Annotated in this window: 19 protein-coding genes and 1 pseudogene; 5 read left to right on the plus strand and 15 right to left on the minus strand. The window is 31.8% G+C overall.

All coding sequences use genetic code 11. The features are described from left to right. Positions 1 to 22 precede the first annotated feature (22 nt). The 5 genes from KPL51_RS17830 to KPL51_RS17850 all read right to left on the minus strand — a co-directional run bounded on the left by KPL51_RS17830 (position 23) and on the right by KPL51_RS17850 (position 5041). Positions 23 to 1792 carry an oleate hydratase gene (locus KPL51_RS17830; RefSeq protein ID WP_216164343.1) on the minus strand — a complete coding sequence of 590 codons (1770 nt, stop codon included), beginning with the start codon at positions 1790 to 1792 and terminating at the stop codon, positions 23 to 25. 124 nt (positions 1793 to 1916) lie between these two features. Further along, complete coding sequence (locus KPL51_RS17835) at positions 1917 to 2897, minus strand: DUF5692 family protein (RefSeq protein ID WP_216164345.1); 981 nt, start codon at positions 2895 to 2897, stop codon at positions 1917 to 1919. A 125-nt stretch (positions 2898 to 3022) separates the two neighbouring features. Next, a complete protein-coding gene (locus KPL51_RS17840; protein ID WP_216164349.1) occupies positions 3023 to 3598 on the minus strand; it encodes a TetR-like C-terminal domain-containing protein in 576 nt (191 codons plus the stop codon). Between the two features lie 262 nt (positions 3599 to 3860). Then, positions 3861 to 4316 (minus strand): peptide-methionine (R)-S-oxide reductase MsrB, encoded by a 456-nt coding sequence (gene msrB, locus KPL51_RS17845; RefSeq protein WP_216164353.1) that lies wholly within the window; start codon positions 4314 to 4316, stop codon positions 3861 to 3863. Between the two features lie 62 nt (positions 4317 to 4378). Next, positions 4379 to 5041, minus strand: a complete 663-nt coding sequence (locus KPL51_RS17850) for a hypothetical protein (protein ID WP_216164356.1) — start codon at positions 5039 to 5041, stop codon at positions 4379 to 4381. 254 nt (positions 5042 to 5295) lie between these two features. On the opposite strand from KPL51_RS17850, the gene KPL51_RS17855 reads away from it, so the two are divergent. The 3 genes from KPL51_RS17855 (at position 5296) to KPL51_RS17865 (ending at position 7911) form a co-directional block, all read left to right on the plus strand. Further along, positions 5296 to 5529 (plus strand): helix-turn-helix transcriptional regulator, encoded by a 234-nt coding sequence (locus KPL51_RS17855; RefSeq protein ID WP_216164360.1) that lies wholly within the window; start codon positions 5296 to 5298, stop codon positions 5527 to 5529. Further along, positions 5504 to 6211 (plus strand): DUF3169 family protein, encoded by a 708-nt coding sequence (locus tag KPL51_RS17860; protein WP_216164363.1) that lies wholly within the window; start codon positions 5504 to 5506, stop codon positions 6209 to 6211. Before KPL51_RS17855 ends, KPL51_RS17860 begins: the two co-directional genes overlap by 26 nt. A gap of 308 nt (positions 6212 to 6519) precedes the next feature. Next, entirely contained in the window at positions 6520 to 7911 is a 1392-nt protein-coding gene (locus tag KPL51_RS17865) for an IS4 family transposase (protein ID WP_216164366.1), read from the plus strand. A 7-nt stretch (positions 7912 to 7918) separates the two neighbouring features. Here KPL51_RS17865 and KPL51_RS24555 read toward each other — a convergent pair. Together KPL51_RS24555 and KPL51_RS24560 are read right to left on the minus strand one after the other, a co-directional pair. Further along, positions 7919 to 8191, minus strand: a pseudogene (locus KPL51_RS24555) (ABC transporter ATP-binding protein); the annotation flags it as partial. Further along, positions 8175 to 8450 (minus strand): ABC transporter transmembrane domain-containing protein, encoded by a 276-nt coding sequence (locus KPL51_RS24560; RefSeq protein ID WP_446681738.1) that lies wholly within the window; start codon positions 8448 to 8450, stop codon positions 8175 to 8177. The pseudogene KPL51_RS24555 and the gene KPL51_RS24560, both read right to left, overlap by 17 nt. Positions 8451 to 8786: 336 nt before the next feature. Here KPL51_RS24560 and KPL51_RS23640 point away from each other — a divergent pair, with 336 nt between their 5' ends. Both KPL51_RS23640 and KPL51_RS17880 read left to right on the plus strand, forming a co-directional pair. Then, positions 8787 to 8876, plus strand: coding sequence for a hypothetical protein (locus KPL51_RS23640; protein WP_312888733.1), 90 nt, complete (start codon positions 8787 to 8789; stop codon positions 8874 to 8876). An 18-nt stretch (positions 8877 to 8894) separates the two neighbouring features. Further along, positions 8895 to 9239 (plus strand): phenylpyruvate tautomerase MIF-related protein, encoded by a 345-nt coding sequence (locus KPL51_RS17880; RefSeq protein WP_216164369.1) that lies wholly within the window; start codon positions 8895 to 8897, stop codon positions 9237 to 9239. A gap of 270 nt (positions 9240 to 9509) precedes the next feature. Here KPL51_RS17880 and KPL51_RS17885 read toward each other — a convergent pair whose 3' ends face one another. The 8 genes from KPL51_RS17885 to KPL51_RS17915 all read right to left on the minus strand — a co-directional run bounded on the left by KPL51_RS17885 (position 9510) and on the right by KPL51_RS17915 (position 16054). After that, a complete protein-coding gene (locus KPL51_RS17885; protein WP_216164372.1) occupies positions 9510 to 10049 on the minus strand; it encodes a ferritin-like domain-containing protein in 540 nt (179 codons plus the stop codon). Between the two features lie 149 nt (positions 10050 to 10198). Continuing rightward, positions 10199 to 10894, minus strand: coding sequence for a hypothetical protein (locus KPL51_RS17890; protein WP_216164376.1), 696 nt, complete (start codon positions 10892 to 10894; stop codon positions 10199 to 10201). Between the two features lie 451 nt (positions 10895 to 11345). Further along, entirely contained in the window at positions 11346 to 11600 is a 255-nt protein-coding gene (locus tag KPL51_RS24565) for a MurR/RpiR family transcriptional regulator (protein WP_376770101.1), read from the minus strand. Then, on the minus strand, positions 11561 to 11731 hold the full coding sequence (locus KPL51_RS24570; protein ID WP_376770102.1) for a hypothetical protein: 171 nt from the start codon (positions 11729 to 11731) through the stop codon (positions 11561 to 11563). The genes KPL51_RS24565 and KPL51_RS24570 overlap by 40 nt, the downstream gene beginning before the upstream one ends. A gap of 162 nt (positions 11732 to 11893) precedes the next feature. Continuing rightward, positions 11894 to 12583, minus strand: a complete 690-nt coding sequence (locus tag KPL51_RS17900) for an N-acetylmannosamine-6-phosphate 2-epimerase (protein ID WP_216164379.1) — start codon at positions 12581 to 12583, stop codon at positions 11894 to 11896. 67 nt (positions 12584 to 12650) lie between these two features. Continuing rightward, entirely contained in the window at positions 12651 to 13493 is an 843-nt protein-coding gene (locus KPL51_RS24380) for a MurR/RpiR family transcriptional regulator (RefSeq protein WP_216164382.1), read from the minus strand. Positions 13494 to 13525: 32 nt separating this feature from the next. Further along, entirely contained in the window at positions 13526 to 14605 is a 1080-nt protein-coding gene (locus tag KPL51_RS17910; RefSeq protein WP_216164385.1) for a DUF871 domain-containing protein, read from the minus strand. Positions 14606 to 14692: 87 nt separating this feature from the next. Next, complete coding sequence (locus KPL51_RS17915; protein ID WP_216164389.1) at positions 14693 to 16054, minus strand: PTS transporter subunit EIIC; 1362 nt, start codon at positions 16052 to 16054, stop codon at positions 14693 to 14695. Position 16055 lies beyond the last annotated feature (1 nt).

Here is a 16055-nt window from a genome sequence, read left to right on the forward strand (position 1 = left end):
CATTTGCCTCCATTAATCATATTTAGATTATATTATACCGTTTCAATACATCTTCAATGACTGTTCCTGATATCTTCTTTAAGCCTTTCTTTTTAACAAAGTTCATGATAAATGGAAGTTTTGTATCCCCAGGTTTATTACCGTCCATCATCTTTACTGTAGAATCTAGTAGTACTCGGATATCATAACATGAACCAAATACCTCTGGTACACCACGATCTATGTCAAGCAATGTGTAAACTGCTTCCATAGCTGTTCTCACTGAATATTCCGTTGTAAACACGGTATCACGCGATGTGTCCGCGAACTGACCAAGGAAAGCAAAGTTCTCGCTTCCAACAGGTACAACCTTAGGTCTGTCCCCTTCTCTTCTAGGCATAAAGAATGCTGTAATATATGGCATCATGCAAGGTATGGAGTGAGCAGATTTTGTAGCCATATCGTGAATCTCCGATTCAGGCACACCCATATGATAAAGCCATTCCTGCGTAATTTCCACTCCAGTACATTCCCTCATTGGTTTCTTTATATAATTTCCTGGAACCTCTGAGAATAGACCGTATACCCAAACCACAATGTGATCTTTGGGTTGATCTTTGAAATGAGGCTGTCTATTCAAAGTATAACTCATAAGCCAATTTGAGTCTTTCACCGTAACGATACCACCGGAAACCACCTTCCCGCTAAATGGATCACGTTTGCAAATTTTCTCTATATATTTAGGAATTCTATCATCAAGTGTTGTAATTGTAGAAGATTCCCAGTTTGTTTCTTTAGTGCTTGTGCAGAATTTATCAGGTCTACCGAAGGCTGTATCTTGCTTTGCAATATTCCTCCAAAGCTCCCAACATCCTCCCGTAGAACTGTTAAACTCAGGTGCATGATTATCATCACCTAGGGAAGAATTTTCTGTACAACTTCCATTAGTAATAAACACTAAATCATCTTTAGTAAGTTTAATAGATTCTTCCTTACCGCTATGGTTACAAACAATTTTCACAGCAAGCTTTTTACCATTTTTAATATCAAAGACAACATTTGTTACCATGGTATCATATTGGAACTGAACACCATGTGCTTCAAGGTATTTTACCATTGGTAAAATTAATGACTCATATTGATTATATTTGGTAAACTTTAGTGCAGATAAGTCTGGAAGTCCGCCGATATGATGAATAAATCTCTGAAGGTAAAGTTTCATTTCCAATGCGCTGTGCCAATCTCTGAAGGCAAACATTGTTCTCCAGTACAGCCAGAAGTTAGATTTAAGTACATCATCTGTAAACACATCGGAAATCTTTCTATCGTACAAATCTTCGTCTCGAGTCATAAAAAGCTTTACAAGTTCCTTTGAAGCTTTTTCACTTAGTCCAAACTTTCCATCGGTATGAGCATCCTCACCTCTGCTTTGCGTTACTCTCATCAGTGAATAATTTGGGTCTTTCTTGTTCAGCCAATAAAACTCATCTAAAACGGAAACGTCATCTGTCTCAATAGACGGAATAGATCGGAATAAATCCCACAAGCACTCAAAGTGGTTTTCCATTTCACGCCCACCACGGATAACAAATCCCTTTTGACTATCGTTAATGCCATCGCAAGCTCCTCCAGGGAGATTAAGTTCTTCCAGAATATGAATATGTTCACCCTTCATCTGACCATCGCGCACCAAAAAACATGCAGCTGCCAATGATGCTAAACCAGCACCAACCAAATATGCAGACTTTTTATCCACATCAGTAGGTTTTAAAGGGCGAGCAAATGCTTCATAATTTCCATTGCTATAATACATTGAACATACCTCCTAGTCTTTACTTTATAACTATATTATAAAAACTTATTCTGAGGATGACAATATACAAAAGAGCCATTGTGTCCAAAAAAGCCTCTCTATTTTATATTTTTTATAATGATATTTATTCTGCAAGTGCATTAACTTCCTTATATTCCTTCAAACCTGTATAAAGCTCGCCAAGATAAGGATTTCTCTTTGTCTTAACTACTTTGTAAATCATGTAAACAAATACCGCTATATTTGCAGCTAATGCTGCGAAACTAAATGCAAATAGTGGTACTGTATTGTAGGATGATGCGACAGCAAAGGCCCCCTTATCAATGAATGCTGGGAATGTCTGTGCAAACATACACCATATGGCAAGGGTCTGTGCACGATGCTGCAGCCATGCTCCTTTTCCCAAAGTAAATGCACAAAGGGTTGGAGCGAGTAGTAGTGCAAACCCGCAATACCAAGCATGACCTGGTAGGCAGTTATAGGTATAAGCAAAATTCCATAAATCATAGGCTATTATCCAAAACCATAGCATGTCAGGCCACAACATATCTTTACTGCCATCTTTAGCCGTCTTCCTTTTTATGCGAATTCCAAGCCATCCGGTTATAGTTATGATGTTCAATATACCTGCTATACCATTCATAAAATTCCAGGAACCACCAAGTACATACATAGCTTCATCTGCTAAAGTCCCTCCACCTGCATATTGAATACCAACCTGAAAATCGCGAGTTACTGCCTCCAAAATGTTGATAGCAAGGATAAGTGCTGGGAACCATAACACCCATTTTTTATCAGATAATCTCCACTCTTTACCTGTCAATTTATTTTTCCATTTAACATGCCTGATGCACCAAAACCCTATACATCCAGCTGTAGACGAATACACCTTTGCTAAATGAAACCAGTCCGTGTAAGTTGTATCTCTGAGTACTGTAAACCATAATATTGAGAGTGTTAGTGGTAAAATAACAAAACTGAAAAACCCAACATATTTCCATCTACGGGCTACTTCATTAAAGCCAAAGAGTGCTATAAAAACAATTATCCAAACACCCCATACGCTTAATGCTGATGCCCCCTCTGCGTAGTTAAAAACAAACATGTTATTACCCCCTTAATATATACATTAATAATTTATAACTATATTGTACAATTTTTAACAAACACTCTTCAATAGACAGAAAGATGAAAGTGTCTATTTAGGACACTTTCATCTTTTTAAAAAAGTTATTCTTTTATATCTTCTTTCACAAAGGTAGCCACAGAGCGAGGGATACTTCCTGTTATCATGATCAAAAGCTTTTTAAGGATAATTTCCGGCTGCTCATCCATTCCCTCACTTACCCAATCTATAAGCAACCCGTTAAACACATGTCTATAAAAATTTATGATGAAATTTTTATCTTTATCCTTTAACTTTACTCCCATCTTTTCAACACACTCTTCAACTACATCCTCAAGCAATATGTGAGCAAGATCTGTGAGGTAGTTATTGGCTTCCGGCCAATAAGAAGAATTATATACATGTAGAATCATTTTCGAATTTTTCTTCAGATAATTCATTGTAGCCAGGAACCCATCACTCCAGTTTTCAAAGGTTCTATTTTGTGCAATTTCTATTGATAATTCCTCGAAAAATATGAATTTAAAAACGTTCATGATATCAGTAAAGTGATTATAAAATGTCTGTCTGTTTACATTGCAATCCACGCAGACTCCCTTCACTGTAATCTTATCTATAGATTTCTTGTTTAATAATTGTTTAAAAGAGTCAATTATTGCAGCTTTAGCATTCTTCTTCATAAACTTCTCCTCTACTTTAAGCTTTCTTTCATCATAAAAATCAATGAACAAATCTAGTGTTACCGTATTTATCAATAAATTAAATAATTCGATATATACTACATTTTTCCTTCAATATTTTTTCGAAATTAATTAAATTAATAACCTTGCCTACAGAAATGCTGAATCTAACAAAAGCAAGAAAATTATAAAAGAGGAGTAGGCTGACCAATTGATAAGAGGAAAAGATGCGATTCTAAAAAGAATAAGGGGATTTATCCCCTTACTTCTTAAATAGTTCTAAATACTCTCCATACCCTTCTACTTCAAGTTTATGAATAGGTATAAACTTTAAGGCAGCACTATTTATGCAATATCTTAATCCACCTTTTTCACTAGGACCATCGGTGAATAAATGCCCTAAATGGCTATCACCATATTTACTTCTTACTTCTGTTCTTACCATTCCGTGGGTTACATCTTTATTTTCTTTTACATGTTCTTTTACCATTGGCTTGCCAAAACTAGGCCACCCACAACCAGAATCAAATTTATCTAAAGAGGTAAATAGTGGCTCTCCACTATTTATATCTACATAAATTCCTCCCTCATTATTATTCCAATATTCATTGTCAAAAGATCTTTCAGTGTTATTTTCCTGACTTACTTCAAATTGAGTAGGAGTTAGTATTTTTTTTAACTCTTCTTTATCTCTTTTGATATAAACTTTCTTATCCATAAAATACCTCCACAAAATATAATAATTCTTTTAGGCGATAGCCCGCAAAAGTTTAAGTGTATCTATTTTTTACCTTTCTTTGACCACATTTTTAAACCTATAAGCAATCCAGCCCCAATTGTAGATGCAATGCCTGTATATATTGCAACTTTTCCTTTGACCGTTTTATTTTTTGGTGTTTTATTTTTGGGTACTTTAACTGACTTATGATAATCTTCCATCAAATTTTCATACTGTTTTTTGTTCATATTACCTATGCCTATACCCATAACTTTACAATTCATACCTGCAAAATAATTAATTTTTTCTGATATATAACAGTTAAATGTATGTATTTTCGAAGGTGTTGAACTTCCATCATTCCATAATTCAACTCCAAATAATTCTTCATATATAAATTGATGTTGGAAAACAACTAAAGAATAATTACCTCGTTTTGAATGATGTATATTAATATATCCATCTTTTGCAATTAGATTATCAATATGTCCTTCATACAAAACTAAAATGTTTTTAGATGAATTTTCGTTCTTGATCTTATCAAATAATTCTCTGCCATCAAATGAATAAAATAATTCAACAGTAGTTATATTATTCTTCACCAAAGCTAGTTTGATTATCTCAATATATGAGTCAATGTATTGTATATCTTCTGGAAATTTATTTTTGTAATCATTTATTGCCTTTTGAGTTTTTTTATTAAATATACCATTGATAAATTCCATTTTTATACGCCTCTCTTCTTCGTTGTAAGATTTGTTAATCTTATTCGTTTATCTTATGTTTCCCTGTTTGTTTGATTAACATAACATATATTTTTAAATTTAACAAACATGAGTTGTCTTGAAGTAATGATTACTATTTGTAAATATGACAATTATAGTAACAATATTGACTATTATAATTATAAAAATGACAATTATAATTGACAAAATTTCTAAAGAAGAATATAGTAATAGTAGAAGGCAGGATGATAATAATGGAATTAAAAAACAGGGTAAAAGAATTAAGGGCAAGATATAATCTTAGCCAAGGTCAGCTAGGAAAACTTGCAGATGCTTCAAGACAAACTATAAGCCTCATCGAAAGGGGAGATTATTCTCCATCTGTATTGTTGGCATTAAAAATATCAAAGGTATTAAAAGTTAGCGTAGAAGAAATATTTTATTTAGAGGGGGTAAGTAAAATTGAAGTTGATAATGAAAAAGTATAGAAATTTTTTAATAATAATGATAATATCCATGTTAGTTGGTGGAATATTAGGCGGATTTTCTAAGAAAATATCAAAAGTAAACCTAGCTTTTGGTGAAAATATGAGTAGTTTCCTTTTCAAGGCATTCTTTGTAATGAGTGTAATTATCATAATTTATCTAGTTATAACTATAATTTATATAAAGTCAAACTATATGAATGTGGATTTAGACAACACACCGAAGGTTCTTAATAGAAAGGTTACTAATGCTATATTACTCTGCACAATAGAAGCAATAATAGGATTAACATGGGATGCAATAGTGATAAATAAAATCTTTGATAATGGTCCAATATATTTGATTTTATTTCCTACAATCTTTATATTTATTGCAGTGTCACTACTAACAACCACCATTAAATATTTTAATTATTTAAATCCAAATAGAAAGATGAATTTATTTGAAAATGGAGCTGAAAAGAAATATTTTGATAAATTAGATGACGGAGAGAAATGGGTAACTTATATTTGTAGCTATACAACCTTTAATAAGATGCAATTAGTATACACCGTGGCTCTTGTAGTAAGTATGCTTTTATCCATGTTTATAAAGGTATCAATGGCGGTACCTATAGTCATAGGTGCAATATGGATAATTCAAAATTTAGTATACTCTTTGGAATCAAGAAAATATGAGGAGTAGTAATTGAAGAAGAACTTTTTACACTAGCTAGCAACTTAGCCATTTTAACTGATTTTGGTGCTCTGTTCATAGCTAGTGCAGTCTTTTCAGCATAACGTACTTCTTCAACAAAACCAAGAGCTATAATTATGTCAATTATCTAATCATCCTATTGTTCGTATTTATTTATAATTATATCTCAACTTTCGCACATGATTTCCCCAGGCGGCAGCCTGCAATTTCAAGATTTATAGCCAAAAAATAGAAGAGCATCCCCTTATTTGGTATAATTGAATCACGACAAACAAAAACCAAAGGGGATGTTCTTCATGAATACAATTATAGCAAAAAATGATACTGAAAAACAGTTTAAATCTACAATTAATAGTTTTTTTAAGAAAAATAAAATCAATTCTCTTTTAAAGCAGTCAAACTTTTCTAAAGAAAAGGGAGTACCTTGTGGTTCAATATTTAAATTTATTTTTTTGCTAGTATTTACAGGCAAAAACTTGTTTCGTACTTTAGAGTCTAAAGATACAAAAGGTTCTTTTGCCAAAGATACCGTGTACAGGTTTTTAAATTCTACACACTTTAATTTGAGAAAGTTTTTATTATTATTATCATCCTCAATAATTAAAAATCACCTTGAACCATTAACTTCTAAAGATAGAGTAAATGTTCTAATTGTTGATGATTCATTCTTTAGCAGAACAAGAAGTAAATCCGTAGAACTACTAGCAAATGTTTTTGACCATGTGGATCGTAAATACAAGAAAGGCTTTAGGATGCTTACTTTAGGCTGGTCTGATGGAAATACTTTTCTACCTTTAGCTTTTACATTGTTAATCTCAAAAAAAGAAAAAAATCGTATATGTCCAATAAATCCAAATACAGACAAGAGAAGCAATGGCTATAAAATAAAGGCTGAAGCAATAAAGAAAGCAACGGATGTAATGATTGATCTACTAAAGCAAGCGGCATCATATGCAATACCTGGAACCTATGTTTTATTTGACAGTTGGTTTACATATCCAAAAACTTTAATAAGGATTTTGGAACTTAAATTACATACAATAGCTATGGTTAAAGCTATGCCAAATGTTTTCTATGGTTATGAGGATAAAAAATTAAACTTAAAATCCTTATATGCTACGCTTAAGAAAAAGTGTGGCAAAGCTAAAGTTAAAGCATCTGTAATCGTTGAAATTGGTGTAGATTCTCAGGCTACGCCTATAAATGCAAAAATAGTATTTGTTAAAAATAGAAATAAATCAAAAAGTTGGCTAGCACTAATTTCAACTGACATTACATTAAGTGATGAAGAAATCATCAGAATCTATGGTAAACGCTGGGATAGAGAGGTTTTATTTAAAATGAACAAATCATTTTTAAATCTCGCAAAGGAATTTCAAGGTCGTTCTTATAATTCAATGATTGCGCATACTACTATTGTGTTTACCCGATATATTATGTTATCTATGCAAAGTCGTAATAATGAAGATTTACGTACTATTGGCGGCTTGTTTTTTAATTGCTGTAATGAACTTCAAGATATACTATTTTTTGAATCCATTCAAATAATTTTAGGGTTACTTAAAAATGCATTACATGAAAAACTTTCGTTGACAAAAGAACAAATAAATTCATTTATGGACTATTTTATATCAACATTGCCTAGTTTTCTAAAGGAAAGGCTAGTGTTTTCGTCATGCGAAAGTTGAGTTATATCTAAAAGATTTTAATATTAGAATCCAATCCCTCGAATTGCATATTATAATAATATGCATACATGCCTTCCTTTTTAAGAAGTTCACTATGATTACCTCTTTCTTGTATACCCTCATCATTAATGACTATTATCTCATCCGAATTTCTTATTGTACTTAACCTATGAGCTATAACTATTGTAGTTCTATCTTTTAAAAGTTTTTCAAGCGAATTTTGTATATGCCTCTCACTTTCATTATCCAATGCTGAAGTCGCCTCATCTAGAATTAAGATACTTGCCCATTGCCGTATAGCTTTGTACCTCAGACTTTAAATATTCTTTATTTCTTTTATTAAACTTTTTCTTTTCTATTTCTTCATTTACAAATGATTTTACAACTCTAATTCCTGATAAACTATCCTGTACTGCAGAGTTTATATTTGCTGTTTTTTTCCTATTATCCAAAAATATTTTACGCATATTTAGATTTTGATAGGTTGAAAATACTACCATAATTATGGTAACTCCCAGTAAAGAAATTTTTTGAAAGATAACTAAGAATTACTGGAAAAGATATATCTACCGCAGATACTACTAGTGCGCAAAACATGTCTGCAAAAAAAAAAGAAGCTTGTAAGGCTTATAATAATTAATGAATTTTTTAAAAATGTTCAAGATATCACCCCTTCTGTTTGTATAAAAATTGTATAATAGCTATCACAAAACTTTAGCCCATTTAACCTATATTTTTTCATTCATTATATTATACCAATAACACTTAAATAAAAACAATGGTAAGAATAAAAAACCCTACCTTCTTACTATTGCTTCTACATACGTCACTATGATAAAATATACTAATTGAATTGAATCTATATAATTCCAGTTATTACAGGCAAGGCTTATGTTATAAGCTTAAACCGTTGGTTCGTTGATGATAATGACCCATTTAAATATGGATTTGTATTAGTTAAATAATATTAAGGAGGATATGATATGCCATTTATAAAAGCAAATATATCAACATCAGTATCTAATGAAAAAGAAGTAGCAATAAAAGTAGGATTTGGAAAAGCCATTCAGTTAATCCCAGGCAAGACTGAGGCAGGATTAATGGTAGAAATTGTAGAAAACTGTACATTATATCTTGCGGGCAATCAAGACGCAAAAACTGCATATATAAAAGTTGAATTAATGGGAGATTTAACTGACGAAAACAGTAACAATATCACTGCTGCTATCTGTGAGTTGTTAGAAAAGGAATTATCCATTCCACAAAACAGGATTTATGTGACTTATGAATCCATCCGTCTGTGGGGATGCAACGGTAAAAATTTTTAATCAGAGAATAATTAGATCTTCCTTGCTTTTTTAAGCATTAAAAAAAGCCTACCTCATAAATTACTCTATGAGGTAGGCTTTCCTTTTCATATTTAACAAACCTGAACTATTGGCAATAGGTCAGGATTTTAATGGTAATCAAAGGATTGTTCTTTTCGTACAAACAAAAAAGGGAATTAAACTTGATGAGGCATTAAAAAAGGGGTCTGACCCTTGTAAAAAACTGGGATACGCTAAAAAAAGCAGCACCCTTTAACAGGCACTACTTTTTTAACTTTCCAATCTGCGGATTAAATTTTCATTTATTATTCGTATCCACTGTTGATTTAACTGATCACTATTCCCAAATCCCTGCATAAACTCAGATTGTAACTTTAATGCCGAATCTTCCTCTTCAATCTGTTCATGTACCAATGATAAACCACCTTCAGATACTGGAGTAGTATATAACCAACCTATGGTGCCATGATCATTGTCTGCCTTTGCCTGTTCTGCAATAGCATAAATCATTGTAGTAGTTACTATCTCCGTAGCATAATATATATCAAGTATTTCTTTAATATCTTTGTATTGATAGTTTGTATAGCTCAATACATTGATCTCATAAGGAGCATTCTTATCGTCTAAGTAACTTATAATATGTGTATAATGGCTGTACTCCCCTTCGGCTTGTAAACCAAAAAATGATGCCCAACCATCCAAGTCTAAGTTAGAGAAATAAGCTTGTATGTTACGATAAATAGTATGGTTATTAAATTCATGGGATATTTGCTGATTCAATAGGTTTAATGTTGCTTGGGTTAATAACATTTAATCGCCTTCTTTCAATTCAATATATTCAATATAACCAAAATAAGAACAATATTTTTCACCAAATTGTGATTTACATAAATGATCTACTGTAGATAAAAAATAAAAGTCCTGAATTAAATTCAAGACTTTATTTATTAGAAACTATTCTATTTAATAATTGTTAAAGCATTTAAAAGATTTAAAAGTCTAGTTCCTAAATTAGTTAACTCTGTATTTTTTTCTGTATAATGTTGAAACATATTGTCTAATCTTTCATTTAATTTTTCAAGGTAAGTTTTCTCTACAGGTACTACCGGTACTGTAGTCTCAACTATTGGTGCTACAACACTAACTGGTGATACTGGTTTTACACAAGCTTTCTTAGTAGTTGCATCTTTTACAGCTAGCAAAGCTGAATCAGCCTCAGTTTTTACTAATGGATCTAATACTATCTTGCTATCTTCAATTCTTTTTAATTCTACCTTAACTGCTTCTGAATTTTTAGTAATTGTAGTTTTCAAAACACTATTAGCATCTTTAACTGTTGCTATTTTATCTATTTTAACTTTTAAAGCTACCTTACCCGCCACACTAATAACTGGCTTAACTTTATCGTATTTATGTTCAGTTCCCTTTTTGAGGTCTTTATGATTCTTATTATAATTTTTCTTATCTGCATGATTTTTAGTGAATTTTGCTTCCCACTGCTGGTTTTTTTCATTTTTGGAATCTATCTTCTGTGCTACAGAAATTGGTTTTACAGCCTTAGTATCCTTATTTTGTTCACAAGCATAAACCCCAGATGATAAACCAATTGATAATGTTAACGCGAGTAAAAATAAACTTAATTTTGCATTTTTCATGTTAATTCCTCCTCATATTATTCTTATGTAGATAACAAGTATTAACCATTACCCCATATTTTTCATATCACTTATATATACGATAGGTGATATGATTTATTAGAGGGGTTTTTCATTTTACTTAAAGTTTATTTTAATATAAAATGTTAGTTATCCAAATATTGATACATATCCATTGGAATTATATCAATAACTTCTCTCTCAATAATATAATTAATAAAATTACCATCTCTACTTTTACGAAACACCCCGCGTCATACATTATTTTAATGTGCTTTAACTAAGTATTTACTGTGCTAATTTAATGATATTCATTCCTCTAGAGTTAAAACTGATACGGTATCATTCAATAAATGTTCTCTTCTCCCATTGTCTCCTTGTAAGAAATGCGCGTAAACAATGTCTATCATTACTAAAATGGGAAATTGCGGAGAAATAACATCACTGTGTTCTAAATTTTCTTTGCAATTACATGCGCATCTGTTATTGATTCCACTCGCAATCCTAAACGCATAAATCGTAATTTTATTTCATTGGCAACTAGACCTGAGCTCCCCTTACCATAAATATAAATGTACTTTTTAGAGGATAGTAAGGCAACAATTCTTTGAATTTGTTTCTCATCAATTAAAGCATAGCTTTTGCTTAATAATTCTTGGTATATATTTAAAACTTGGTAAAAGTTTCTTGGTACTGATAAACAAATTCACGGTATCCCCTAAACCCACATTTTTGAGCAAATCTTGTCAGAGTAGCTTCGGATGTATACAAATACTTAGAAATACTTTTAGATAAAAAATTTATTTTCTCTGTATTATGAATAAAAAAATCAGCAATCTTCTTTTCTACAACCGTAAAGTTGTCTTAAACGGATTCAATTATAGGTACTATACTTTTCACATATTGATCCATTCTAATTATCTCCTTTGGTTTGCCTCTGTCTAAAATTAAAATACGCACCTAACATGCCAGCTATATTTTTCGCTTCCTTTATTCTATTTAATAATCAAGTTTTTCAGCAAAGGCTTTGGTAATCAATTGTGGTCTTGTAATAGCAGAGCCAACAACCAAACTAAACACACCTAATTCTTTTACTCGTTTAGCTTTTTCGGGTGTATTAATATTCCCCTCTGCGATAACCTTATTAGATACTTTATTTAATATTTTTCGTAGGATGGCAAAATCATCTTCTTCGATCTTGTCGCCTTTACTTTGTTGTGTATAGCCCACCAGTGTTGTTCCAATAAAATCAAACCCTAATTCATCAGCATACACTGCTTCTTCAACAGTAGAACAATCTGCCATTAACAATTGATTAGGATATTTTCTTCGAATTTGATGGTAAAAATTTGTTAGTTTTAGATTACCAGGACGAATTGAAGAAGTTGCATCCAATGCAATAATTTCAGGACCAACCTCCATTAGTTCATCAATTTCTTTCATCGTTGGAGTTATATAAACCATACTATCCTCATAATCTCTTTTGACGATACCAATAATAGGGATGTTTACATTATTTTTAATTTCTAAAATATCTTCTTTTGTATTGGCTCTTATTCCAGCCGCTCCTCCTTCTAATGCTGCAACGGCCATTTTGCCCATAATGAAAGAAGAGTGTAACGGCTCCTCAGGTAATGCTTGGCATGAAACAATCAATCGCCCTTGTAATTTTTCTATCCTTTTATCCATTTTTTCTATCACTTCCTTGTTTTATTACGTTTATAAACTGAGTATAAAGCTATATGAAAATATTACCCTAATGATATAATTCATTGACTGCTTCTCTTGTTTCAATTAATTTTTCCTCTACTTCTTTTATATTATCTCTAATCATCCCAATAAATAACATGTCTATTATTGCCAGCTGTGATATTCTCGAGTTCATTGCACCTTCCCTCAATGATTTTTCTACTGCTGGCACACGTAACACCACATCTGAGAGATCAGCTACCTTATTATTTACACTCGCCTTTGTTATTGCTATTACTGGAATTTTCCTTTTTTTTGCGTTCTCTACACATTTAATGACCTCCCTTGTTTCACCTGAATAGGATATTGCTATTGCTACATCTCCTGACTGCATTAATATAGATGTTGTTATTTGCAAATGGGTATCTGTATGTGATATGCATCTTTTATTTATCCTGTTTAACTTATAATAAAAATCTTGACCTACTAAAGCTGATACTCCTACACTAAAAATGTATATATTTTTTGCATTTATAAGTAGTTCTATTGCCTTATCAAGTTCTTCTTCACTTAACAAATTAACCGTCTGCTGCATGATAGAATCTATCGAATTTTTTATTGAATAAATTATATTTTTTGTTCCTAGATCACTATCTAAATATTGAAACTCAGTAGCTTCCATCTTATCTAAACTTATAGATAATTTAAGCTTCATTTCATTTAAACTATTGAACCCTATTTTTTTAGCAAACCTAACAACTGTTGGAGCAGATGTTTTTGTAGTACTTGCTATATTCTTAGCTGACATTGTTATAATACTTTCCTTAGTTTCTAATAAATAATCTGCAATTAATTTTTCACTATCTGTAAAGCTATCATAATTCTGCTTTATATACTGTAATACATTCACAATATCACACCCTATTAAATTAGATTTTACTTCTAACTATTTATTATATTGAAGTGAAATTTCTTTCCACCCTTTATATATTTTAGTAGATAAATATGCTTTTGTAAAACTGAAGCTACAACATTTGTCCTATAATCCCCCTTTTGACTTCTTTTTAGTATTTGTAGCTCTCCCATATATCTCATGTAATTTTCGTTATCTATAATAACATCTCCATAATTCTTATCTACTGTATTTAATGCCACTATTTTATCTCCCTTAAGAAGCAGTCTACTTTCGCTAGCTCTTATTGCATCTCTAGCCTCATCTATTCTGTTGGTGTAAGTTTCAGTAAGTAATCTTAAAGTTACATTATCACACTGCTTTAATTCTATAAAAAGCTCTACTACATCTGAATTTAGCTCAGATAAATTCTCTAATTCACTGCTGCTAGGAAGTGAATCTCCAATAAATATGCATTGATTTCCCAGTGCAAACAAATGATTTGCAGCTTCGCGTACCTCTATGCCTCTATGCTCCTCCAAGGTTGGTAATCCATTATATAATGGGCCTCTTTTTTTATTATTTGATCCTACAAAAGCAGAAGCTCTAATTCCCTTTTTACTTAAAATAGCATTTTTCTCTTTCATACATTCCTCTGAAATACCTGTACCTTCTCTAGGGTAAAAATTATGTAGTGCATCAACATTTTCATAGTTGGGTAAATACATATCTAATTTTCGAAAAAACTCTTCAGTTATTGTGGATGCATTTAACTGAATTTTAATTTCATAAGGATTTTTAGTCATTTTAGATATTTCTTCTTCTGTATACCCAAAATCTATTCTTATGGTCTTAACCCCCATCTCATAAAGGCCCTTCAAATCCATATCATTTAAATCTAAAAACTTAAAAGTATTAGGAGAAATATCACTTATTATATCCATATCATATATTTTAGCTAACTTAAAAAAATCACGTGTCTCATTCTTTAATATACTATAATTTGCCTCAGGTACATGAAGTGAGGTAAATATTCTAGTAAACCCAAGTTTATGAGCATCCTTTAATAATCTTAAATTTTCTTCCTTTGTATTGTCCATACCAAAATAAATTGAAATACCATAACTCATAAAAATTCCTCCTCAAATATTCTCATTCTGAGCTGCATTAATTATAAAAAAGACCCTTATTGGTCTTTTTTATAATCTATTAAATTGTTAATCTACTGGATCTTCAAAACCTAATATGCTGGTAAAGAAATATCCGCCTATATATGATATCAATACACCTAATAAGAATACTCCCATTTTCCCATTTGCAATTAGGAGTGCCAGTGGCAATCCCGATACACCTATTGCAACGGCTCCTACCTTAAATATCGCCATTACCGCTCCACCTAGTGCTGCTCCAAGGCAAGCTCCAAGAAATGGCTTTCCAAGGGGTAATGTTACTCCATATATTAATGGTTCTCCTATTCCTAAAAATCCTGGTACTAATCCATTTCTAGCTATTTTCTTTAATCTCTCATTTTTCGTTTTTCTGAGTACAGCTATAGTAGCCCCCACCTGTGCCATTCCAGCTGTTGCGAGTATGGGAAGTAAAACTGTAAATCCTACATTAGCAATTAGATCTGCATGTATTGGAGTTAATGCTTGATGCATTCCTGTCATAACTAGTGGTAAGAATAATGCTCCTGATATCGCTCCTGAAATAACTGATACAAACATATTATTTGATGCTATTGTTTGTGCTACTACAAGTCCTATACTATCAGAAATAAATCCTCCTAAAGGTTGAAGTATAAATAATGCTGCTAAAACTGAAATTGTAAGTGTAGCCAGCGGTGTTATAAATAAATCTAACACATCTGGTACAAATTTTCTACAAACCTTTTCAATAAAGCAAGCTAAAACTACTACTATTATTACGGAAATAATTCCTCCACGTCCTGGGGTTAATGCTTTTCCAAAAAGAGTTATCTTTTCAAGTGCTGGTGATGATAAAATACCACCTAATACTCCTCCCATCATGGGCATTTGTGAACCGAACTCCTTAGCTGCATTTACACCAACTAAAATTGATAATATAGAGAATACACCATTACCTATAAGCCCTATTATTTTAGCTACTGTTGTAGCTTTATACGCATCTCCAAAATATACTCCTGATATATTATTTACCGCAAGTACAAGTCCACAAGCTACGAATAATGGTATTAATGGGATAAATATATTTCCTATTCTTTTAAGTGTATTTTTAAATTTAGTATCATTCTTTTGTTTTAATTTCCCCTTAGTTTCTGCTACTGCATCTTCACCTATAACTACATTTTTCTCAAGTATTTTACTTACTTCTTCAGTTACCTTATTTACCTTTCCCGGTCCATAAATAACCTGCAGTTGCCCATCAGTCTCAACTACCCCAAGGGCTCCTTCTGATTTTTTTATTTCTTCTATTCTCGCCTTTGAAAAATCTTTAAGTTCTAGCCTGCAACGGGTCATACAATTTGCAACCGATTTTATATTACTTTTCCCGCCAACTAACTGGACTAATTTTATAGCAATTTCTCTATTTGTCATA

It is taken from the genome of Clostridium bowmanii, assembly GCF_018861315.1.
Taxonomy (GTDB): domain Bacteria; phylum Bacillota; class Clostridia; order Clostridiales; family Clostridiaceae; genus Clostridium_AD; species Clostridium_AD bowmanii.